Raw genomic sequence first — 20937 nt, 5'->3', positions numbered from 1 at the left:
TAAACAAAACACCGAGGAGACATTTTGAAACGGATACTTCTGGCATCGGTAGCACTGGGGGCCGTCAGCGGCACAGTCCACGCGCAAAGCAGCATGACGCTGTACGGTATCGTCGATAACGGCCTGAACTACGTCAGCAACGCGGGCGGTTCGCATCAGTTCGCGCTGACCAGCACGGCCGGCGTGCCGCTCGGCAGCCGTTGGGGCCTCAAGGGCAACGAAGCGTTGGGCAATGGCCTGTCGGCGATCTTCCAGTTGGAAAACGGCTTCGATACCGATACCGGCAAGCTCGGGCAGAGCGGCCTGCTGTTCGGACGTCTCGCGATCGTCGGACTGTCCGGCCAGTTCGGCACGGTGACCGCCGGGCGGCAATATGCGTCGATGGTCGACTTCGTCGGCAATTCGATGGTGGCGGCCGGGCAATGGGCCGGCTCGTTCGGCGCGCACGCGGGCGACGTGGACAATCTCTACGACACCTTCCGCGTCAACAACGTCCTCAAATACACGAGCGTCGACTATGGCGGCTTCAAGTTCGGCGGCATGTTCAGCTTCGGCGGTCAGGCAGGCAACTTCAATCGGAACTCGGGCTTCGGTATCGGCGGCGGTTATACGCGCGGACCGCTGAAGCTGGGCATCGCTTACTCGGACATGCAGGACCCGTATTCGTCCGCGTACAACAACGGCGCGAACCCGCCGGCCGCGCAGGCTTCGCCGATCTATTCCGGCTTCGTGTCGGCGCGCAGCCTGCAAGTCTTCGTGGTGGGCGGCCAGTATCAACTGGGCGCGACCACGCTCGGTATGAACTACTCGAATACCCGCTTCAAGGATCTCGGCGCCGATCCCGGCAATCTCGGTGCGACGCCGGGGCTCAGCGGCACCGCCGCGTTCAATAACGTCGAGGCCAGCGCCAGTTATCAACTGACGCCCGCAGTCTCGGTGCACGCGGCCTACAACTACACGGCGCGCGGTTCGGTAGGCGGCGACAGCGGCGCGACCTACAATCAGGCGGCACTCGGCGCCGACTACACGCTGTCCAAGCGCACGATCCTGTATCTGATCGGCGCGTACCAGCATGCATCCGGCCACAATTCGAACGGCGGCACGGCCGTCGCCGCGCTCGATCTGGCTTCGCCGTCGAAGACCGATCATCAGGGCGCCGTGCGTATCGGCATGCGGCATACGTTCTAGCCGCCGAGTGGTGCCGCGCGAAATGCACGGCGGCGCGCGCGGTGATCCGTCAACAGTCACGAAGGGAGCAGCACAGATGCGCATCGAGGCACTGGCACGCGAGCAGATGAACGACGAGCAACGCGCGGTCCATGACGAAGCATCGGGCGGCCGGCGCGGCAAGGCGCCGGTGCCGTTGACCGCGTGGATCCACAGCCCCGCGATCGCGGCGCACGCGCAACGTCTCGGCGAAGCACTGCGTTTCGAGAGCACGCTGCCGTCGCGCGTGGTGGCGCTCGCCGCGCTCATCGTCGCGGCACATTGGCGCGCGCCGTATGTGTGGTCCGCACAGGAGGCGAAGCTGCGCGCGGCGGGCATGCCCGACGACGCGATCCGCGCGATCGCCCACCATCAGGCACCGGCCCTCGATGACATCGAGGACCGCGCGGCTTACGCCGCGGTCTCGATGCTGCTCAACCAACGCGCGCTCGACGACGCCACGTACGCACTGGCAGTCGAAGTCTTCGGCGAGCGCGGCGTCGTCGAGCTGATCGCGGCGGCCGGCTATTACACGATGGTTGCGATGACACTCAACACGTTCGAAATCGACGCCGGCGCGTCGATGCCCGACTGAAGCAGCGCGACCGAAGCCGAACGACGCAACAGCCCCATCCCCATCGGCTCAATATCGACATGACATCGGAGAATCCCCGCGACATGAACACCACGCATTCGGCTCGCGGCGACACCGCGCAGGTCGACAGCCTCGAAGCCGCGACGATCAGGCGCGTGAGCATCCGCTTCCTGCCGCTACTCGTGATCGCCTTTCTGATCACCTATCTCGACCGCGTGAACGTCGGCTTTGCCGCGCTCACCGCCAATCGCGATCTCGGCATGACGCCGCAATCGTTCGCATTCGGCGCCGGCATTTTCTTTCTCGGCTATTTCGTTTGCGAAGTGCCGAGCAACCTTGCGCTGGAGCGCTTCGGCGCGCGGCTCTGGCTCGGACGCATTCTGATTACGATCGGCATCGTATCGGCGGCCACGTCGCTGGTGACGAGTGCGCAAGGCTTCTACGCGGTGCGTTTTCTGCTCGGCGCGGCCGAGGCGGGTCTCTTTCCCGGTGTGATCTATTTCATGACGCGCTGGTTTCCGCGCCGCTATCGCGCGAGCATGATGGCGCTCTTCATGCTGGCGATTCCTTTGTCGAGCTTTATCGGCGCGCCGATCTCAGGGGCGATTCTCGAACTCGACGGCATGGCCGGCCTGCACGGCTGGCAATGGCTTTATCTGCTCGAAGGGCTGCCGTCGGTGCTGGTGGGCGTGGTGTGCATGTTCTGGCTGACAGACTCGCCCGCGCAGGCGAGCTGGCTGTCTGACGGGCAGCGCGAATGGCTGGTCGCCGAACTGGCGAGCGAACGTGCACCGGTGCGGCATCACGGTTCGCGCTGGCGTCTCGCGTTCAATCCGACGCTGCTCGCGTATGCGGCGATTTTCTTTGGCGTGACCGCGGGCACTTACGGATTGAGCCTGTGGTTGCCGCTGATTCTGAAGACCCCCGGTTTGAGCACGATCGAAACCGGTCTGCTGGTCGCGATTCCGTTCGGCTTCGGCTGTATCGCGACGGTGCTGTGGAGCCGCAGTTCCGACCGGCGCCGGGAGCGCGTCTGGCACACCGCGCTGCCGGCGTTCGTGTCGGCGCTCGGGCTGGGCGCCTGCATCATGCTGCATTCGGTCGGCGCGCAGATCGTCGCGCTGTCGCTCGCATCGCTCGGCCTGTATGGCGTCAAGGGACCGTTCTTCGCGATGGTGACCGAGCGCATCGCGCAGGCCGACGCCGCGCCCGGCATCGCGATCATCACGTCGCTGGCGGGTCTTGCCGGTTTCGTCGGCCCGTATGCGATCGGCTGGATCAAGATGCATACCGGCAGCTATTCGCAGGGGCTGCTGTTTCTGGCGTTCCTGTGCCTGCTGAGCGGCGTGATCGCCGTCGCCCAGTCACGTCGCAAGGTGGATTGATAATGAGTGAATTGACATGACTAAACGCGCCGCCTTGATGCTCGCGCTGATGGAGCCGCCTCCCGGTCTCGAGGAAGAATTCGCGGACTGGTACGACACCGAACATTTGCCGCAGCGGCGCGGTTTGCCGGGCTTCGTCAACGGTATGCGCTGGGTCGCGCTCGAAGGCTTTCCGAAGTCGCTCGCGTCCTACGATCTCGCGTCGCTCGATGCGCTCGCCGATCCCGCGTACCTGGCGGTGTCGGGTGCGAATTCGACGCCGTGGAGTCGCCGGCTGCTCGCGCGTACCGCGCGCGCCGGACGCATGCGCGTCGAAGTCGAACAGATCTGGCCGGGCACGGCGACGTTCCTGCCGCCGCGCAAAACCGCGCGCCTGCTCGCGGCCCGCTATGCGGATGTGCCGGTGCAACAGCAGCAGGCCTTTGCCGACGCCGCCAATGCACTCGCGAAAACGCTGCCGGGGCTCGCGCAGTTGCGCGTGTTCGCCGGCGTTCGCGACGCGGCAACCGAACTGTGGGTGCTGATGGAATTCGGCGCGCCGGTGACGTTGTCGATGCTGGCGCCGGTGCTTGGGCGCATCGCCGGTTATGGCGCGGACGTGTTCAATCTGTATGCGCCGTATGACCGCGACGCGTTGCGCTAGCGGCTTGGCTCAGTTGCGGTGCGCGTTCACTGCGCGCCGTGCGTGGCACCGCCGCGTGCGGACCGCGTCGGCTTGAATAGTTTGCCGATGTCGAGCGTGCGGATCAGTTCGGCGCAGCCGAGCGCGAGCTGCGTCATCGGACGGCTGCGCGGCGTCGCAAGTACGAGGTCGTTCTTGATACCGGGCGACACGAGCGTGCCGATCGCCAGCGACGATTCCATCTGCGGACCGCGCACCGCGGAGCGCGGCAGGATCGCGCACGCGTAACCTTGGGCGGCCAGTTCCGTAATGGTTTCGACCGCATCGACTTCGGCGACGACATTGGGGTGCACGCCGCGCGAGCGGCAGACCTTCTCGACCAGACTGCGGATCGCGTTGGGCTGGCTCGGCAGGATCAGCGGATAGCGTTCGAGATCGTCGACCTTGACGCGCGCCGGCAGACGCAGCCGGCCGGAAGTCGCGGTGACGAGTACCAGATCCTCGCGAAACAGCGATTCGAAAGCGAGTTGCGGCGACGCGGGCGGATCGTACAGCAACGCGAGTTCGACGCGGCCCGCGAGCAGCCATTCGCGCATCGATGTACTCAAGCCCTCGGCCACCGAAATCGACGCATCCGGAAAGCGCTCGCCGAAACGCTGCACCAGCGACGAAGTCAGCACGCGCGCGATACGCGGCGGCAGGCCGACCACGACCTTGCCGGTGGGCGCGCGCTGAAACGTCTGCAAGTCTTCCTTCGCGCGCGCGGCCAATGCGAGCAGCGCTCGCGCATGCTCCATCAGACGCAAGCCGGCTTCGGTCGGCTCGACCCCGCGCCCGTTGCGCACCAGCAAATGCTGACCGAGTTCCTGTTCGAGCAGGCCGATCTGCCGGCTGAGCGATGGCTGCGAGATGCCGAGCCGTTCGCCGGCGCGCGAAAGGCTGCGCGATTCGGCGACCTGCAGGAAGTACTCGAGTCTTTTGAGGTCCATGAGATAGAGCTTTTTTCTATATCAGAAATGCCAACTATAGCATTGTCGCAATGCACGGAGTCGCTAATCATGTGACTGCCCGGATGCCTGCCGCAGGGCGTCGAGCCCTGCGGAAACGGAGGGAAGCCGATGCTGAGCTTCCTCTGCATCCTTGCCGACGGTATCGGCCGAATACGGCGGCGAGCAGGGCGGCGAACCTGCCCGAAGCCGGCCAGCGCCTATCCGGAATCTGCCATCCAGCCTTCAGGAAATTTCATTTTGTCAGTCGATCTGGTCTCACCGAAACGCGCTTCACCCGCTGCACGCGTGCTTCCCCCCGGCGCGTGCGACGCGCACTGTCACATCTTCGGTCCGGGCGAGCGCTTTCCGTACGCTGCGCAGCGTTCGTACACGCCCGCCGATGCGCCCTACGAGACGCTGGCGGCGCTGCATCGCGAGCTGGGTATCGCGCGCGCGGTGATCGTGCAGGGCGCGTGTCACGGGCACGATCATGCGGCGTTGCTCGACGCGCTCGCGCGTAGCGGCGGTGCGTACCGCGGCGTCGCGCTGCTTGTGCCAGAGGCCAGCGACGCCGACGTGCGCGCGCTGCATGAGGGCGGTGTACGTGGCGCACGCTTCAATTTCGTCGCGCACCTGGGCGGGGCGCCGTCGCTCGATGCATTCAGGAACGCGGTCGAACGTATCGTGCCGCTCGGCTGGCACGTCTGCATTCACACGGACATCACCGCGTTGAAGAGCTGGTTGCCGCATCTGGCCAGTCTGCCGGTGCCGTTCGTCATCGATCATATGGCGCGCGTCGATGCGTCGAAGGGCGTCGATCACGCGGATTTCCGGTTGCTGCAGGAGGTCGCGAAGCTCGACCATGCGTGGGTGAAGATTTCCGGGGTCGACAGGATTTCGCGATCGGGCGCACCGTTTGCCGAAGGCGTCGCGTGCATGCGCGCGCTGATCGAAGCGAATCCCGCGCGCATCCTGTGGGGCACCGACTGGCCGCATCCGAATGTGGCCGGCGCAGTGCCGCGCGAGCCGGATCTGCTGGACGCGCTGTTCGCCGCCTGCCCGGACGACAGCGTTCGCCAGCGCGTGCTGGTGGACAACCCGGCGCGCCTTTACGATTTCGCGTGACGGCGGCGTTGCGACGCACGCCGAGCGAAAAAGCCAAACGAAAAGCCAAACCACAACACATTTCAGGAGCATCGCCATGTCGAGCACACCCCGAATTCCGCCGGTAACACCAGGCACGCGCGCGGAACTTGCCACGATCGAAGCGCGGATCGACAAAGCGCGCGGCCGCATTTCGCCGCTCTATCAGGTGCTGCTGAATAGCCCGCCGGTCGTCGATGGCTGGGAGGCGATGCTGACCGCGATCCGTCTGAATACGTCGGTGAGCCCGGCGCTGCGAGAAATGACGATCCTGCGCGTGGCCGTGCTCAATCACGCGCCGTATGAATTCGACGCCCACGTGGTCCACGCGCGGCAGGCAGGCATCGACGACGCACTAATCGAACAGCTCAGGCATGAGGTGCCGCCGGACAGCATCGACGGCATCGAGCGCGTCGATACCCATGCGCGCGACGTGTTGCGGCTCGTCGATGCGATGACGCGCGACATCGAAGTGCCGGACGCGATCTTCGATCCGCTACACGCGCGCTTCGGGCCGACCGTCACGTTGGAGCTGGTCGCGACGGTCGCCGCTTACAACATGGTGTCGCGCTTTCTGGTCGCACTGCGGATCGGGCACTAGCGCGGCATTAGAGAGGCACTAGCGTGGCGCGAGGCCCGCGCTAGACAACGGCTAGACAACAGCCGCCGCCGCCCTCCGGCTGCGCTCCGCAAACTCGATGAACGCGCGGTTCGCGCGCGACAGATACTGCTGATCGAGCCAGCACAGATTGAACTGGAAGTGCTCGGCGGGCTTGAACGACAGCGCTGCGAGCCCGCTTTTCGCGGCCACCATCGAGCGCAGCAGCGTCGCGGCGCCAATCCCGTCGCGCGCGGCCTGATACACCAGCGGCACGTAGTTGCTCTGCATCACGACGCGGTAGTTGACGCCGGCCTGCTGGCAGCGCTGATCGAGCACGTTGCGCTGCAGGAAGCTGCCGTCCAGCAGGATCATCGGCAGATCGCCGAGGTCGCTGTCGTCGACCGCCTGCTTGGCCGCCAACGGATGCTTGTCGCTCAGACACAGCACCACCTCCTCCGTGTCCAGCACCACGTGCGCCCAGTCTTTCTCGATGCGGCGGCCTTCGAGCACCGCGAGATCGATCTTGTCGTTATCGAGCATCGCGCGCACTTCGCCGGCACTGCCTTGCAGGGCCGTCACGCTGATGCCGGGAAATTCGGCGTGAAACGCGCGCATCAGCGACGGGAAATACTGCAGCCCGTACATCGGCGGCATGCCGACGCGGACTTCCCCGGTGCGCAACTGCTGGTTATCGGCGATTTCGCGCCTGGCCGACTCCAGTTCGTGAAAGATGCGCCGCGCGCGGCGCATCAGCAATTCGCCTTCCGGCGTCAGCGTGACCGGACGATTGCGCCCGCGCGTGAATAACGTAACGCCTACTTCCTCTTCGAGTTTTCTGATTGCCACGCTGAGCGCGGGCTGCGCAACATGCAGCTCACTGGCCGCGCGCGTGATGTTGCCAAGTCGGGCGATCGTCTCGCAGTAGCGCAAAACGCGGATGTCCATATTCGAAATCAATGCTGGGAATACACGAACAGTATTTCCCTCGCCAGAACCTTGTCAATAAACTTTGCTGCACCGGCTCGCGCTGCGGGCTCGCCAACCCTACGAATACTGGACAACATGAATATCGCCTTCATCGGTCTTGGGCAGATGGGAAAGCCCATGGCGCTGAACCTGCTCAAGCGTCACCCCAACCTGATCGTGGCAGCCGCCGATACGTCGAGCTATCCGGAGTTCGAGCGGCTCGGCGCGCGCACGACGCAGCAGCTCGCGGATGCGGCAGACGCCGATATCGTCTTTCTGTCGCTGCCCAACGGCGACGTGGTGCGTGAAGTGCTGCTCGGCAAGGACGGCATTGCCGCGCATTTGCGCGCCGGCACGATCGTCGTCGATACCAGCACGATCAACTACTCGGTGACGGTGGATGTTGCCCAGACGCTCGCCAGCAAGGGCATTCATTTCGTCGACGCGCCGGTCTCGGGGATGGAAGCCCGCGCGGTCGACGGCACGCTGACGGCGATGTGCGGCGGCGCCCAGGACGACTTCCAGCGCGTCGAGCCCTACCTCGCGACGATGGCGAACAATATCCTGTGGATGGGCGAAGTCGGCGCCGGCCAGCTGACCAAGCTGATCAACCAGCTGCTGTTCGATATCAACGTCGCGGGGCTGGCCGAGGTGTTGCCGATGGCGGTGCGGCTCGGCCTCGATCCGGAAAAGATCGGCAGCGTGGTCAATTCCGGCACCGGCCGCAGCTATGCGTCGGAATTCTTCATCCCGCAGATCCTGAAGGGCAGTTTCTCGTCCGGCTATCCGCTGCAGCACGCTTACAAGGATCTCGTGAGCGCCGCCGAGATCGGCGGCCGTCATGCCATTCCGATGCCGGTGCTGGCCGCCGCGACCGCGACCTATCAGACCGCGCTGCTGAAGGGCTACGGCAAGCTCGACAAGGGCGCGATGATCAAGGTCTTCGAAGAGTTGAACAACGTCGAATTCCGTGCGTCGTCCGCCGCGCACGATGCCACCGGTGCGGAAGCGCAATGAGCGAAGCCTTCAATCCGAATCCGCCGGCACGGCTGTTGCTCGCGACGTGGGACAAGCAGCAACAGATCGACGCATTGCCGCCGGAAATGCGCCCCGCGGACCTCGAACAGGGATACCGCATTCAGGACCGCCTGATCGATACCACCGATGACTTCGTGTCCGGCTGGAAGCTCGGCGTCGGCAGCCCGGCGGCGATGCGCGCGGCCGGCGCGAGCCGTCCGCTGATCGGGCAACTGCTGTCGTCGCGCTGCTATAGCGCTCACGACGCCGTGCGCATTTCGAGCGCGGGGCCGGTGACCGTCGAGTTCGAGATCGTATTCGTGCTTGGCTGCGATGTGCCGCCCGATAGCGATAAGCCGATCGAGCGGATCGTCGAGGCCGCGCATGTGGGCTTCGAATTCGTGTTGTCGCGCTATGTAGATCGCCGGGCCGTCGGGCAGCCCAGTTTCGTCGCGGATAACGTGGGCTTCGAGGCGTGCGTGCTCGGTCCGCAGATCGCTATCGGCGACATCGGCGAGGTTGCCGCGCAGGTCGTGGTGAGCGTCGATGGCGCCGAATCGGCACGCGGCCTGACCGGCGACGATGTGTCCGCTCCGTGGCTGTCGCTGCAGTATCTGCTCGACCATGCACGCGAACGGGACATCACGCTAAGACGCGGCGAAATCGTTTTCACCGGCGCGGCGGCGAAGCCGGTCGTCATCGATCATCAGGCGTTCCGGATTGCCGCGGCGTTTCCCGGCGGCGAACTGGATGTGCACGTGGAAGCAGGGCGATAAGCGCGGCGATCGCGACAGTAATAACTCAGCAATAAAAGCAGCGCCCAATACGGGCAACGAAGTGGCAACAACGCGGCAACAAGGCACCGCGCGAAGCATTGCACGAAGCGCTGCGGGATTTAACAGAAGCATCCATACATAGAGGATCGGAAAGTGACTAGTCGTTCAAACGAGCGTATTCAGGCAACGTTGATACCTGGAGATGGCATCGGCCCCGAAATCACGCAAGTCACGGTCGATGCGCTCGACGCGCTCGGCTCGCCGTTCGAGTGGGACGTTCAGCTGGGCGGCGTGGCGGCGCTGGAAGCCACCGGCGACCCGTTGCCCGAAGCAACGCTCGACAGCCTGCGACGCACGCGGCTCGGTCTGAAAGGCCCGTTGACGACGCCGTCGGCCGGCGGCTTCCGTTCGGTCAATGTGCGTCTGCGCGAAGTGTTCGACATGTACGCGAATGTGCGTCCGGCGAAAACGATCGTGCCGGGCCGCTATGAAGACATCGATATCGTGCTGGTGCGCGAGAACATCGAAGGCTTTTATGTCGCGCACGAACACTACATTCCGGTCGGCGGCGATCCGCACGCGGTCGCGGTGTCGCAGGGCGTGAATACGCGCGAAGGCTGCCTGCGGATTGCGCGCTTCGCGTTCGAATACGCGGTCAAGCACGGCCGCAAGAAAATCACCGTCGTGCACAAGGCCAACATCCTGAAGGCGTTGACCGGCATCTTCCTGCAAGCTGCGCGTGAAGTCGCGAAAGAGTACGAAGGCCGTGTCGTGCTGGACGACCGCATCGTCGATGCGTGCGCAATGCAACTGGTGCTCAACCCGTGGCAATTCGACATGCTGCTGTGCACGAATCTGTTCGGCGATATCCTGTCCGATCAACTGGCGGGTCTGGTCGGTGGTCTGGGGCTCGCGCCGGGATCGAATATCGGTACGCACGCGGCGCTGTTCGAAGCCGTGCACGGCTCGGCACCGGACATCGCGGGCAAGGGCATTGCGAATCCGGTCTCGCAACTGCTCGCCGCCGGGCTGATGCTCGAACACGTCGGCCACAAGGATCTCGCCACGCGTCTGGTCGATGGCATTCGCGGCACGCTGATCGACGATAACGTGCGCACTGGCGACATCGGCGGCAGCGCATCGACGGCGGAGTTCTCGAAGGCGTTGATTCGCCGGTTGTCGTAAGCCGCGGCACGCGCGCTTTTCTTATCTATTCTCGACGTAGGCAGTTAAGTTATGACCAAGAAGACTTCCGCTGATAACAACGATCTGGGCGCCGCGGCCGGCATTCGCCGCGGCCTGACGAACTACGGCGACAGCGGCTTTTCGCTGTTTCTGCGCAAGGCGTTCATCAAGGGCGCGGGCTATACCGATAGCGCGCTGGATCGCCCGGTGATCGGCATCACCAATACCGGCAGCGCGTACAACCCGTGTCACGGCAACGCGCCGCAGCTGATCGAAGCATTGAAGCGCGGCATTCTGATGGCCGGCGGCCTGCCGATGGATTTCCCGACGATCTCGATTCACGAGAGCTTCTCGCAACCCACCAGCATGTTCATGCGCAATCTGATGTCGATGGACACAGAGGAAATGATCCGCGCGCAACCGATGGACGCGGTCGTGCTGATCGGCGGCTGCGACAAGACGGTGCCCGCGCAGTTGATGGGCGCGGCGTCGGCCGGCATTCCGGCGATCCAGTTGATCACCGGCTCGATGCTGACGGGTTCGCATGGCGGTGAGCGCGTCGGCGCCTGTACCGATTGCCGTCGCTACTGGGGCAAGTTCCGCGCCGAGGAAATCACCGAGGAAGAAATCGTCGCGGTCAACGACAAGCTGGTCGCGAGCGTCGGCACCTGTTCGGTGATGGGCACGGCCAGCACGATGGCCTGCGTCGCCGAAGCGATGGGCATGACCGTGCCGGGTGGCGCATCGCCGCCGGCCGTGACCGCGGACCGTATGCGTATCGCCGAACAAACCGGCGTGCAGGCGGTGGAGATGGCACGCAAGCGTCTGACGATCGACAAGGTGCTGAGCGCCGAATCGTTCGAGAACGGCCTGCGTGTGCTGCTCGCCATCGGCGGTTCGACCAACGGCATCGTGCATCTGGCCGCGATCGCGGGACGCATGGGCTTCGATATCGATCTCGACGCGGTCGACCGCATGGGGCGCGAAACGCCGGTGCTGCTGAATCTGAAGCCGTCGGGCGAGCACTACATGGAAGACTTCCATCACGCGGGCGGCATGGCAACGCTGCTTCATGAACTGAAGCCGCTGCTGCATCTCGATGCGATGACCGTGACGGGCCGCACGCTCGGCGAAGAGATGGAAGCGGCCGGCCCGCGCTTCGAGCAAAACGTCGTGCGCACGATCGCCGATCCGATCTACCCGCAAGGCGGTCTCGCGGTGTTGCGCGGTAACCTCGCGCCGGAAGGCGCGATCATCAAGCAGTCGGCGGCCAGCCAGACCTTGATGGAACACGAGGGCAGGGCAGTCGTGTTCGAAGACGCGGTGGATATGGCCGCGCGCATCGACGCCGACGATCTCGACGTCACCGCCGACGATGTGATCGTGCTCAAGCGCATCGGCCCGAAGGGTGCGCCGGGGATGCCGGAAGCCGGCTATATCCCGATTCCGAAAAAGCTCGCGCGCGCCGGCGTCAAAGACATGGTGCGCATCTCCGACGGACGCATGAGCGGCACCGCGTTCGGCACGATCGTGTTGCACGTGACGCCGGAAGCCGCGATCGGTGGACCGCTCGCTTATGTGCAGAACGGCGATCGCATCCGCCTGAGCGTAGCGAACCGCGAGATCACGCTGCTGGTCGACGACGCTGAGTTGAAGCGTCGCGCCGAACTGAAGCCGAGCGTCACGCCGACGGCCGCGCGCGGCTATCAGAAGCTGTTCCTCGACACGGTGACGCAGGCGGACAAGGGCGCCGATTTCGACTTCCTGCGCGCTGTCGAATCGCGCGGTCCGGTGCCGCGCAAGTAACGCGACACAACACGCATCCAGCAACACAACACGAGAGCGCAACACAGGGGCGGTGCGCGGCTTCATTGCCGCCCATCGCCGCCCTTGTGCAAGCGCCGGATACCAGTCGCGCATGACAACGAGATAACACCGCACACCACCCTCTACGGAGAGAGACCCCTCATGTATGCGAACTCCAATGCCCCCGCGGCACAGGATGAAGCAAGCCGCCGGCGCACCGAGCTATGGCATAGCGCGCAGCGCAAGAACGCATGGCGAATTCTGCCGCTGATGATCGCGGCGCTGATCCTCAGTTACATCGACAAGAACAACGCGGGCTTCGCCGCGTTGACGATGACGCACGATCTGGGCATGACGACCGCGCAATTCGGCTTCGGCGCGAGTCTGCTGTTCGTCGGCTATTGCGCGCTCGAAGTGCCGAGCAACCTTGCGCTGTATCGCTATGGCGCGCGGCGCTGGCTCGCGCGAATCATGGTCACGTGGGGCCTTGCCACTGCCGCGACCGCGCTCGCGACCGGCGCGCACAGTTTCTACGTGCTGCGTCTGATCCTCGGCGCGGCTGAAGCGGGTCTGTTCCCCGGCGCGACCTTCCTGCTCGCCTGCTGGTTTCCGGCCGAATACCGCACGCGGATTCTGGCGATCTTCATGCTCGGCGCGCCGCTCGCATCGGTGATCGGCGGTCCGACTTCGGGTTTGTTGTTCCAGCTCGACGGTGTGCTCGGCCTGCAGGGTTGGCAGTGGATGTTCATCGCGCAGGGCTTGCCTGCCGTGTTGATCGGTATCGCGATTCTGTTCGTCGTGCGTGACTATCCGTCCGAGGCACACTGGCTCACCAGCGAAGAACGCGATGCGTTGAACGCGCAGTTGAGTAACGAGTCGCGCGATTCGCACAAGACCACGTTCGCCGCGTTGAAGGACTTTCGCATCTATCTGCTCGGCGTGATCCAGTTCGGCTTCGTGATCGGCACGTATGGCGTGGGCGTGTGGCTGCCGCTGATCCTGAAGGAATACGGCTACGGCGCGCTGAAAATCGGCATGCTGTCCGCGATTCCGTACGTGGTTGCTTGTGTCGGCACCTATGTGTGGGCGCGTTTCGCCGATAAGGACGGACAGCATGCGTTCCATCTGCGCATGATCTGTGTCGTCGGCACGATCGGCTTCATCGTGTCGGCGTTGTCGCTCGGCGTCGTCGTTCAGCTGACGGGTATCAGCCTCGCGGTGCTGGCGGTGTTCGCCGCGCGGGCGGTGTTCTGGGCCATTCCGACCCGCTTCCTCGGCGGCAAGGCCGCGGCGGGCGGGCTTGCGCTGATCAATACGATCGGTACGCTGGGTGGCTTCGTCGGCACCGTGATGGTCGGCGAACTCAAGCAGATTTACGGCACGTTCGCGGCGGGCATCTGGGCGATGGCGGCGGCGTTTTTCGTGTCCGCGCTGCTCACGTTTATCCTCGGACGCTTCGAGCCGCGCCGGCATCAGGCCGCGCCTGTCGGCGTCGAGCCGAACTATCAACGGGAACATTGATGGCAAGCATTGATTGTCACGCACACGTTTTTACGCGAGCACTGTCGTTCGTCTCCGAGCGGCGCTATACGGTGGATTACGATGCGGACGAAACGCAATACCTCGACAATCTGGCGCGCAACGGCATCAGCCGCGGCGTGCTGGTGCAGCCGAGTTTTCTCGGCACCGATAACAGCTTCATGGTCGAGAGCCTGCGCCGGCATCCGGACCGCCTGCGCGGCATCGCGGTCGTCGAGCCTGGTGTGTCCGCCGACGTGCTCGATCAGCTGGCCGCGGATGGTGTCGTCGGCATTCGGCTCAATCTGATCGGCCGGCCGCTGCCGGACTGGCGCGATCCCGCGTGGCGCTCGCTGCTCGACGCGGTAGCCGCGCGCGACTGGCAAATCGAAATCCACAGCCATGCGATCGACCTGAAGCGGATCGTGCCGGCGATTCTCGATGCGGGCGTGAAGGTCGTCGTCGATCACTTCGGTCGGCCGGACCCGGAGCTGGGTGTCGACGATGCGGGGTTCCGCTATCTGCTGTCGCTGGCGGGCTCGGGCCGCGTGTGGGTCAAGCTGTCGGGCGCGTATCGCAATGGCCCGCACGGCGACCAGGTTGCGATGGCCGCGACGCCGTTGCTGCGTGAAGCATTCGGCCTGCAGCGGCTCGTGTGGGGCAGCGACTGGCCTCATACGATGTTCGAACAAACGATCAGTTACGACGACACCGTCCAGCAGTTGCATCGCTGGCTGCCTGATGAGCAGGAACGTCGCATCGTGCTGAGTGAAACGCCGGCAAAGCTGTTCGGCTGGCACGACGAAGGATCGGCCGCCTGATCAGTCTTGCGGCTCTTCAAAGCCGCAAGACCTGTCGACTTCCCACGCCGCACCAACCTCCAATATCGGCAAATCCCACGCCGTCACCTAGCCGCGCCGGCCGTTTTCAGGCGATCATCCGAGCCGATCAGATTGCGGGCTCCGATGTTATTGACTCTCCATGGAAAACGGCCTTCTCCTGTTTCCGGTCGCGGCGCTTCATGTCGAAGCAGCCGATGAACCGTTGTGGTTCCGGCGCGCGCCCAATGCGCACGCGGCAGTCATTTCCGATTTCGGCGACGTGACCGACGTGCTCGTGCGTCTGCCCGAGCACTGGCGAATCGTTCCCGGCGCGCGACTCGAAGGGCTGCACGATGACGAAGATATCGTCAGTGCCGACCCGCGTTTCAACGGTCAGTTGCCGTGTCATCACTTCGCGGTCGTGCGTCACACGGATCGCCGCATCAACGTCGCGCTGCTGTTGATCAACGCGGCCGAAGCGGTGTTGCTGCCGACCCGGCTGTTCGGTTCACGCGATCAGTTCGAAGCCTGCGTGCCCGGTCTCGAACCGGCCGCTCACGAAGCGATCGCGCACGACGCGTGAATCACGGCTGAATCACGGCTGCCCACACCATACCCTCCGATCATCGGCTCGCCCGCAACGACTCGCTCGCGCATACGGGTCAACCCCGGCTATTCATTGCCGACGAAAAATGCGTTGCGGTGCTTTGTAAGCCCACCGGTAAATTCGTAAGATACCCGTAATAAAACTACGTATCGTTTGCCGATTTGGGAGCTGTTTCGAGCTTTTTCTACGGTTAATTTTCCGCAAGGCCACAACGAATGTACCTGCGGAGAAGAAATGCTACGAAATTGGAGACTGGCGCTGCTGATGGCAAGCAGTGCCGCGATATCGGCCCATGTCCTTGCAGCCGAAAAGGCCGAGGACCTGACGATCGCGAAGATGCCGGCGTACAGCCCGCATCAGTTGTACGTGATGGACGTGAATTTCAGCTCGATGACGGACGCGCGTACGTACGTGATCGACGGGGACAACAGCCGCTATCTCGGCCAGATCGATGCGGGCTTCGCGCCGGGTCTCGCGATCAGCCCCGACCACAAGACCAGCTATGTCGCGACGACGTATTTCGCGCGCGGTTCGCACGGCACGCGCACCGATGTCGTCGAAACGACCGACAACACGACGCTGCAGATCACCGGCGAAGTCGTGATTCCGCCGAAGCACGCGCAAAGCGTGCCGTCGCCGTACAACACGGCGCTATCGAAAGACGGCAAGTGGCTGTACGTATCGAACATCACCCCCGCGACGTCGGTCACGGTGGTCAATACGGCCACGCACCAGGTCACGTCGGAAATCGACACCGATGGTTGCGTGCTCGCCTATCCGTCGGGCAACGACCGCGTTACTTCGCTGTGTGAAAGCGGCAAGGCGCTGACCGTCGTACTCGGCTCGAACGGCAAGGAAAAGAGCCGCAAGCTGTCGGACGCGTTCATCGACGTCGCAAAAGATCCGGCCTTCGTCAATGCATCGCGCAGCGGCAATACGTACTGGTTCACGACCTTCAACGGCCATGTGCGCAGCGCCGATTTCAGCGGCGCCGCGCCGGTATTCGGCACACCGTGGGCGCTCGTCAGCGCGGATGAAGCGAAGGCCGGCTGGCGTCCGGGCGGCCTGCAGCAAACCGCGCTGCACGTGCCGACGCAGCGTCTGTTCGTCGCGATGCATCAAGGTGCCGACGGTTCGCACAAGGACCCCGCGAGCGAAGTGTGGGTGTTCGATCTGAACACGCATAAGCGCATCGCGCGCTGGAAGCTCGCGGACCAGAAGATCGATCCGCTGCTGTCGATTCAGGTCAGCGAAGACGCGCACCCGCTGTTCTACGGCATCACGGTGAATTCGGATGTGATCGTCGCCGATGCGGCGAGCGGCAAGCTCCAGCACGTTCACAAGCAGATCGGCACGACCGCGTCGCTGCTGGTCAATCCGTAACGAGGGATAGGCGATGAATTTCACCCTCGTCATCGATCCGGTCGTATCGACCGTCGCGCTCGCGGCGACCTCGATCATCACATTGACGCTCGCGTTGCCAAAGCTCACGCGCCAGTCCGAACTGAGGCAGACGGTGGCCGGCTTCCAGTTGCTGCCGCACGCGTTGATCGCACCGTTCGCACTGTTTCTGCCGCTCGCCGAAATCAGCGCGACGCTCGCGAGCCTGCTGCCGGCAACGCGCGGGGTTGGCGCCATCGCGCTCGCCGCGCTGTTCATGCTGTTTGCGCTCGCGCTCGGTATCAACGTGGCACGCGGACGCACCGATATCGATTGCGGCTGCAACGGCTTTCGCCAGTCCGGTGGCGCGGTGGCGCCGTCGATCGGCTGGGCACACGTCGCGCGCACGCTGCTGCTCGCTGCGCTGGCCGCGCTCGCCGGCGTGCCGCAAAGCACTCGCGCGGTCGTCTGGTTCGACTATCTGAGCGTGCTCGGCGCGACGCTCGTCGCCGTGGCTGCTTTCTTTACCCTGGACGTGTTGCTCGACAACCGTCCCAAGCTGAATCACCTGAGGAACTCGTAATGGAAAACGCACTGTTGATCTCTAACGCCTTGCTGTGGGTTGGCGTACTCGCGCTCGGCGCCATTTCACTCGCACTCGTGCGCCAGATCGGCATCCTGTACGAACGGCTGATGCCGGTCGGCGCGCTGATGATCGACAAGGGGCCCGCGGTCGGCACGGTCGGACCGTCGTTCGAGCTGGGCGCGCTCGATGGCCGTCAGGTCAAGGTCGGCGGTATCTCTGCGAAAGGCCGCAGCACGCTGGTGTTCTTCCTGTCGCCGAGCTGCCCGGTCTGCAAGAAGCTGCTGCCGCTGCTGCCGTCGATTCAGGCGCGCGAAACCGCCACCGACATCGTGCTCGCGAGCGACGGCGACACCACCGAACACGCGGCCTTCTACAAGAAGCTGGGCCTGAGCCAGTTCCCGTACGTGCTGTCGCAGGAACTGGGTCTCGCGTACCAGATCGGCAAGCTGCCTTACGCACTGTTGATCGATGAGACGGGCAAGGTTCGCGCGAAGGGTCTGGTCAATTCGCGTGAACACCTCGAAAGCCTGTTCGAAGCGAAAGAACGCGGCGTGGCATCGCTGCAGGAGTTCGTCCACGCGGGGCATGCGGAACACTCGGACCATTCGGACCATCGCGACCACGCGCAGCAGCACGCCTGAACCCGTCATCACCTATCAGAACAACAGGACGACAAGCATGAAATGGTTCGACTCATTCTTCGAGCTGAAGGCGCGCAATGTCGCGCAGCACAGCTCGCGGCGCAGCGCGATGGCGACGCTCGGCCGCGTGCTGGTCGGCTCGGCGCTGGTGCCGCTGTTGCCGGTGGATCGCACGTTCGCGGCGGATAACGCATCCGCCCCTGGCGTGGCGAGCGCATCCGCGTCCGGCGCGGCGAGTGCGCCCGCCGCCGGCAAAAGCGACGACCCGTATAGCTGCGATTACTGGCGCTATTGCGCGATCGACGGGTGGCTCTGTAGCTGCTGCGGCGGCACGTCGAGCAGTTGCCCGCCGGGCACGACACCGTCGCCGATCACGTGGATCGGCACCTGCCGCAATCCGCACGACGGCACCGACTACATCGTGTCCTACAACGACTGCTGCGGCAAAACCTCGTGCGGACGTTGCTTCTGCAATCGCAACGAACGCGAGAAGCCGCTCTACAAGCTGTCGCTGAACAACGACATCAACTGGTGCATGGCAAGCGGCAACGCGAACTACCACTGCTCTGTATCTGCCTTACTCGGAGTGGCGCAGCAATGATCCCGACGATTTCCAGCCGGCGCCTCGCGAAGCGCGCCGCGACGATGTGCGTGACGGCCGCGGCGCTACTCACGAGCACCGCCTTCGCGCAAAGCGTGGCAGGCGCGCAGTACGCAGCGGGCAAAGCGTTCTTCGATACGAAGTGCGTGGTCTGCCATCAGGCGGGCGGCAAGGGGCAGGACGGTCTTGCGCCGCCGCTCACCGAATTGCCGGGCCGTTACGCGGCGAACGCGCAGGGACGCACGCAGCTCGGCCTCACCGTGCTCAACGGCATGTTCGGCACGATCACGATCAAGGACAAAAGCTACAACTTCAAGATGCCGAGCTTCAGGGGCGAATCCGATGAGGATCTCGCCAGCGTGCTCAATTACCTCGTGTTCGACGTGAACGCGAAGCATGCCGGCGCGAAGCCATTTACCGCGGCCGAAGTGAAGGCACTGCGCGCGACGGAAATGGATGGCGCGCAGGTGCGCGCGCATCGCGACGCGGCGCTGAAGAGCCTCGGGCTATGAGCATGCGGTGGACGCGCGTGCTGTTGGCGACATGGCTGGCTATCGGCGCGAATGCAGGTGTGCACGCGCAGGGGGCCGCCTACGACGCCGCCACCGCGCGCGAAGCATGGACGCTGAACTGCATGGGCTGCCACACCGGCGACGCGCACGGCATCCCTGGCAAGGTGCCGCCGCTGACCGGTGAGCTAGGGCACTTCGTGCGCATCGCCGAGGGGCGCGAATTCGTGATGCGCGTGCCGGGCGCGTCGAACTCGTCGCTCTCCGACGCGGAGCTCGCGAACGTTCTGAACTGGCTGATCGACACGCGCAATGCGGACACCAAGCCCGCGGATTTCAAGCCTTATACCGCGCAGGAAGTCGCTGCAAAGCGCCGGCCCGCGCTCACCGATGTCGCGAAACATCGCGCGGCGCTGATCGACAGTCTGCGCAGAAACGGCGACACGGCCGTGGCAAAACAGTACTAAAAAAACCGTACTAAAGGATGGCCGCGACGACGGCCGTGCGATTCAACAGGTATCAGGAGACGAGACGATGAAAGGGAAGACGCAAATAGCAGCGATGTGTTCGGCAGCGGTGTTGGCCGCCGCACTGGGCGCGCTCGCGAGCGCCGCGCTGGCGGACACGGCCGCCACGGCGGGCATGGACAAGGGCGCGAGCGCGGATGGCCGCATTCCCGCATACGCGGGCCCGCAGGCCACACCGGCCGACTGGTCGTACGGCAAGTTGCGCGGCGACTACTGGAAGCACAAGGGCGAAAAGCCGCTGTTTTCGATCGACGCGAGCAACGTCGAGAAATACGCGGAGAACCTGACGCCCGGCCAGATCGAGCTGATCAAGCAGAAGAAGGGTTATCGGATGGACGTGTACCCGTCGCACCGCGAATGCGGCGCGCCGGACTTCGTGCAGGCCAACACGAAGCTCAACGCAACGCAGGCGAAGATGGATGCAAGCGGCGAGAATCTGCAGAGCGCGAGCTTGCCGGGTATGCCGTTCCCGGCGCCGAAGACCGGCGCCGAAGCGATGTGGGATCACCTCGCGCGCTATCGCGGCATCGGCGCGGAATGGCAGAAGTCGGTCACGGCGGCATCGCCGCGGCCGGGTAGCACCGAATGGATCAAGGCCGAATCGAAGCAGACGCTGTTCTTCCCCTGGGGCAAGAAGGGCGCGACCTCGCCGCAGCAGGCCGGCGACATGCTGTACGCGATCTACTTCGCGTATGAGACGCCGGCCGCGCTCGCGGGCCAGGGCCTCGTGCAACGCGACTACTTCGATAAGGGCAACGACACGTACTACTACTTCACCGGTCAGCGCCGTGTGCGCCGTATGCCGGCGTACTCATACGACGCGCCGCAGATCGGCTTCGAGAACCAGTACACGGTCGACGAGCCGTGGCTGTTCAACGGCCAGCTCGACCGCTTCAACTGGAAGCTGGTCGGCAAGAAGGACATGTATATCCCGTACGACGACTTCGGCATGTTCAACTTCAAGGACAAGTTCGACGACGTGTTCAAGCCGGATGGCGTGAGCCCCGATGCGCGCCGCTATGAGCTGCATCGCGTGTACGTGGTCGAGGCGACGGTGAAATCGGGCGTGCGGCACGTGGCGTCGAAGAAGGTCTTCTATATCGACGAGGACAGCGGTCTTGCAGTGGCCGGCGAGGATTACGACGCGCAGGGCAAGCTGTGGAAGGTCAAGGAAGCCTATCCGATTCCGGTGTACGAGCTGCACGGCGCGTGCGACGTCGAGCCGTTCGTGCAGTACGACCTGAGCAACGGCCGTTATGTGACCGACCAGTCGACCATCGGCACGAATACCGACATCCGCTGGTACGAAGACTCGAACGATGCGCGTTTCAAGGACGATTTCTATTCGTCCGAAAACCTGCGCGCGGTCAGCGAACGATAACCCCGGCTCCAGCGAACGCGGCGCGCTCGGACAGCGCGTCGCCACTCTTCATATTCGACCTGAAAAAATCAGGCA

22 protein-coding genes are annotated in these 20937 nt (G+C 64.2%); 20 read left to right on the top strand and 2 right to left on the bottom strand.

What is annotated here, in order from left to right:
• Positions 1–24 precede the first annotated feature (24 nt).
• From L0U82_RS09215 to L0U82_RS09200, 4 genes are all read left to right on the top strand, one after another.
• On the top strand, positions 25–1188 hold the full coding sequence (locus L0U82_RS09215; RefSeq protein ID WP_233830196.1) for a porin: 1164 nt from the start codon (positions 25–27) through the stop codon (positions 1186–1188).
• A 76-nt stretch (positions 1189–1264) separates the two neighbouring features.
• On the top strand, positions 1265–1801 hold the full coding sequence (locus L0U82_RS09210) for a carboxymuconolactone decarboxylase family protein (RefSeq protein WP_233830195.1): 537 nt from the start codon (positions 1265–1267) through the stop codon (positions 1799–1801).
• Between the two features lie 83 nt (positions 1802–1884).
• Positions 1885–3186 carry an MFS transporter gene (locus L0U82_RS09205; protein ID WP_233830194.1) on the top strand — a complete coding sequence of 434 codons (1302 nt, stop codon included), beginning with the start codon at positions 1885–1887 and terminating at the stop codon, positions 3184–3186.
• A 16-nt stretch (positions 3187–3202) separates the two neighbouring features.
• Positions 3203–3829 carry a hypothetical protein gene (locus L0U82_RS09200; protein ID WP_233830193.1) on the top strand — a complete coding sequence of 209 codons (627 nt, stop codon included), beginning with the start codon at positions 3203–3205 and terminating at the stop codon, positions 3827–3829.
• Between the two features lie 26 nt (positions 3830–3855).
• Here the strand turns inward: L0U82_RS09200 and L0U82_RS09195 are convergent, their stop codons facing one another.
• A complete protein-coding gene (locus L0U82_RS09195; RefSeq protein ID WP_233830191.1) occupies positions 3856–4797 on the bottom strand; it encodes a LysR family transcriptional regulator in 942 nt (313 codons plus the stop codon).
• 306 nt (positions 4798–5103) lie between these two features.
• On the opposite strand from L0U82_RS09195, the gene L0U82_RS09190 reads away from it, so the two are divergent.
• Together L0U82_RS09190 and L0U82_RS09185 are read left to right on the top strand one after the other, a co-directional pair.
• Positions 5104–5922 carry an amidohydrolase family protein gene (locus tag L0U82_RS09190; RefSeq protein ID WP_233830189.1) on the top strand — a complete coding sequence of 273 codons (819 nt, stop codon included), beginning with the start codon at positions 5104–5106 and terminating at the stop codon, positions 5920–5922.
• 76 nt (positions 5923–5998) lie between these two features.
• Complete coding sequence (locus tag L0U82_RS09185) at positions 5999–6541, top strand: carboxymuconolactone decarboxylase family protein (RefSeq protein WP_233830187.1); 543 nt, start codon at positions 5999–6001, stop codon at positions 6539–6541.
• Between the two features lie 51 nt (positions 6542–6592).
• Here L0U82_RS09185 and L0U82_RS09180 read toward each other — a convergent pair whose 3' ends face one another.
• A complete protein-coding gene (locus L0U82_RS09180; RefSeq protein ID WP_233830184.1) occupies positions 6593–7486 on the bottom strand; it encodes a LysR family transcriptional regulator in 894 nt (297 codons plus the stop codon).
• Positions 7487–7603: 117 nt separating this feature from the next.
• Here L0U82_RS09180 and L0U82_RS09175 point away from each other — a divergent pair, with 117 nt between their 5' ends.
• The 14 genes from L0U82_RS09175 to L0U82_RS09110 all read left to right on the top strand — a co-directional run bounded on the left by L0U82_RS09175 (position 7604) and on the right by L0U82_RS09110 (position 20862).
• Positions 7604–8524, top strand: coding sequence for an NAD(P)-dependent oxidoreductase (locus L0U82_RS09175; RefSeq protein WP_233830182.1), 921 nt, complete (start codon positions 7604–7606; stop codon positions 8522–8524).
• A complete protein-coding gene (locus tag L0U82_RS09170; RefSeq protein ID WP_233830181.1) occupies positions 8521–9300 on the top strand; it encodes a 2-keto-4-pentenoate hydratase in 780 nt (259 codons plus the stop codon). The genes L0U82_RS09175 and L0U82_RS09170 overlap by 4 nt, the downstream gene beginning before the upstream one ends.
• A gap of 153 nt (positions 9301–9453) precedes the next feature.
• Positions 9454–10485, top strand: a complete 1032-nt coding sequence (locus L0U82_RS09165; RefSeq protein ID WP_233830180.1) for an isocitrate/isopropylmalate dehydrogenase family protein — start codon at positions 9454–9456, stop codon at positions 10483–10485.
• Between the two features lie 51 nt (positions 10486–10536).
• Complete coding sequence (locus tag L0U82_RS09160; protein WP_233830179.1) at positions 10537–12291, top strand: IlvD/Edd family dehydratase; 1755 nt, start codon at positions 10537–10539, stop codon at positions 12289–12291.
• A gap of 162 nt (positions 12292–12453) precedes the next feature.
• A complete protein-coding gene (locus L0U82_RS09155; protein WP_233830178.1) occupies positions 12454–13812 on the top strand; it encodes an MFS transporter in 1359 nt (452 codons plus the stop codon).
• On the top strand, positions 13812–14630 hold the full coding sequence (locus L0U82_RS09150; protein ID WP_233830177.1) for an amidohydrolase family protein: 819 nt from the start codon (positions 13812–13814) through the stop codon (positions 14628–14630). Before L0U82_RS09155 ends, L0U82_RS09150 begins: the two co-directional genes overlap by 1 nt.
• A gap of 160 nt (positions 14631–14790) precedes the next feature.
• A complete protein-coding gene (locus L0U82_RS09145) occupies positions 14791–15213 on the top strand; it encodes a hypothetical protein (protein WP_233830176.1) in 423 nt (140 codons plus the stop codon).
• A 258-nt stretch (positions 15214–15471) separates the two neighbouring features.
• Positions 15472–16620: an amine dehydrogenase large subunit gene (locus L0U82_RS09140; protein WP_233830174.1), complete on the top strand. Its 1149-nt coding sequence runs from the start codon at positions 15472–15474 to the stop codon at positions 16618–16620.
• A 13-nt stretch (positions 16621–16633) separates the two neighbouring features.
• Positions 16634–17200 (top strand): MauE/DoxX family redox-associated membrane protein, encoded by a 567-nt coding sequence (locus tag L0U82_RS09135; RefSeq protein ID WP_233830173.1) that lies wholly within the window; start codon positions 16634–16636, stop codon positions 17198–17200.
• The gene (gene mauD / locus L0U82_RS09130; protein ID WP_233830172.1) at positions 17200–17844 is read left to right on the top strand and encodes a methylamine dehydrogenase accessory protein MauD; all 645 of its coding nucleotides are present in this window, start codon (positions 17200–17202) and stop codon (positions 17842–17844) included. Before L0U82_RS09135 ends, mauD begins: the two co-directional genes overlap by 1 nt.
• 37 nt (positions 17845–17881) lie before the next feature.
• Entirely contained in the window at positions 17882–18445 is a 564-nt protein-coding gene (locus L0U82_RS09125) for a methylamine dehydrogenase light chain (protein ID WP_233830171.1), read from the top strand.
• 44 nt (positions 18446–18489) lie between these two features.
• A complete protein-coding gene (locus tag L0U82_RS09120; protein WP_233833199.1) occupies positions 18490–18957 on the top strand; it encodes a c-type cytochrome in 468 nt (155 codons plus the stop codon).
• A complete protein-coding gene (locus tag L0U82_RS09115) occupies positions 18954–19421 on the top strand; it encodes a c-type cytochrome (RefSeq protein WP_442793606.1) in 468 nt (155 codons plus the stop codon). Before L0U82_RS09120 ends, L0U82_RS09115 begins: the two co-directional genes overlap by 4 nt.
• A gap of 67 nt (positions 19422–19488) precedes the next feature.
• Entirely contained in the window at positions 19489–20862 is a 1374-nt protein-coding gene (locus L0U82_RS09110) for a DUF1329 domain-containing protein (RefSeq protein ID WP_233830170.1), read from the top strand.
• Positions 20863–20937: the final 75 nt, after the last annotated feature.

It is taken from the genome of Paraburkholderia sp. ZP32-5, from assembly GCF_021390495.1.
In the GTDB taxonomy this organism is placed as follows: Bacteria; Pseudomonadota; Gammaproteobacteria; order Burkholderiales; family Burkholderiaceae; genus Paraburkholderia.
The sequence above is the reverse complement of the archived record's forward strand: the minus strand, read 5'-3'. Positions and strand labels throughout refer to the sequence as shown.

Coding starts and splice junctions, on each gene's coding strand:
- L0U82_RS09210 (WP_233830195.1), top strand. CDS start 1,265: ATGCGCATCGAGGCACTGGCACGCGAGCAGATGAACGACGAGCAACGC.
- L0U82_RS09205 (WP_233830194.1), top strand. CDS start 1,885: ATGAACACCACGCATTCGGCTCGCGGCGACACCGCGCAGGTCGACAGC.
- L0U82_RS09200 (WP_233830193.1), top strand. CDS start 3,203: ATGACTAAACGCGCCGCCTTGATGCTCGCGCTGATGGAGCCGCCTCCC.
- L0U82_RS09195 (WP_233830191.1), bottom strand. CDS start 4,797: ATGGACCTCAAAAGACTCGAGTACTTCCTGCAGGTCGCCGAATCGCGC.
- L0U82_RS09185 (WP_233830187.1), top strand. CDS start 5,999: ATGTCGAGCACACCCCGAATTCCGCCGGTAACACCAGGCACGCGCGCG.
- L0U82_RS09180 (WP_233830184.1), bottom strand. CDS start 7,486: ATGGACATCCGCGTTTTGCGCTACTGCGAGACGATCGCCCGACTTGGC.
- L0U82_RS09175 (WP_233830182.1), top strand. CDS start 7,604: ATGAATATCGCCTTCATCGGTCTTGGGCAGATGGGAAAGCCCATGGCG.
- L0U82_RS09170 (WP_233830181.1), top strand. CDS start 8,521: ATGAGCGAAGCCTTCAATCCGAATCCGCCGGCACGGCTGTTGCTCGCG.
- L0U82_RS09160 (WP_233830179.1), top strand. CDS start 10,537: ATGACCAAGAAGACTTCCGCTGATAACAACGATCTGGGCGCCGCGGCC.
- L0U82_RS09155 (WP_233830178.1), top strand. CDS start 12,454: ATGTATGCGAACTCCAATGCCCCCGCGGCACAGGATGAAGCAAGCCGC.
- L0U82_RS09150 (WP_233830177.1), top strand. CDS start 13,812: ATGGCAAGCATTGATTGTCACGCACACGTTTTTACGCGAGCACTGTCG.
- L0U82_RS09145 (WP_233830176.1), top strand. CDS start 14,791: ATGGAAAACGGCCTTCTCCTGTTTCCGGTCGCGGCGCTTCATGTCGAA.
- L0U82_RS09140 (WP_233830174.1), top strand. CDS start 15,472: ATGCTACGAAATTGGAGACTGGCGCTGCTGATGGCAAGCAGTGCCGCG.
- L0U82_RS09135 (WP_233830173.1), top strand. CDS start 16,634: ATGAATTTCACCCTCGTCATCGATCCGGTCGTATCGACCGTCGCGCTC.
- mauD (WP_233830172.1), top strand. CDS start 17,200: ATGGAAAACGCACTGTTGATCTCTAACGCCTTGCTGTGGGTTGGCGTA.
- L0U82_RS09125 (WP_233830171.1), top strand. CDS start 17,882: ATGAAATGGTTCGACTCATTCTTCGAGCTGAAGGCGCGCAATGTCGCG.
- L0U82_RS09120 (WP_233833199.1), top strand. CDS start 18,490: ATGTGCGTGACGGCCGCGGCGCTACTCACGAGCACCGCCTTCGCGCAA.
- L0U82_RS09115 (WP_442793606.1), top strand. CDS start 18,954: ATGAGCATGCGGTGGACGCGCGTGCTGTTGGCGACATGGCTGGCTATC.
- L0U82_RS09110 (WP_233830170.1), top strand. CDS start 19,489: ATGAAAGGGAAGACGCAAATAGCAGCGATGTGTTCGGCAGCGGTGTTG.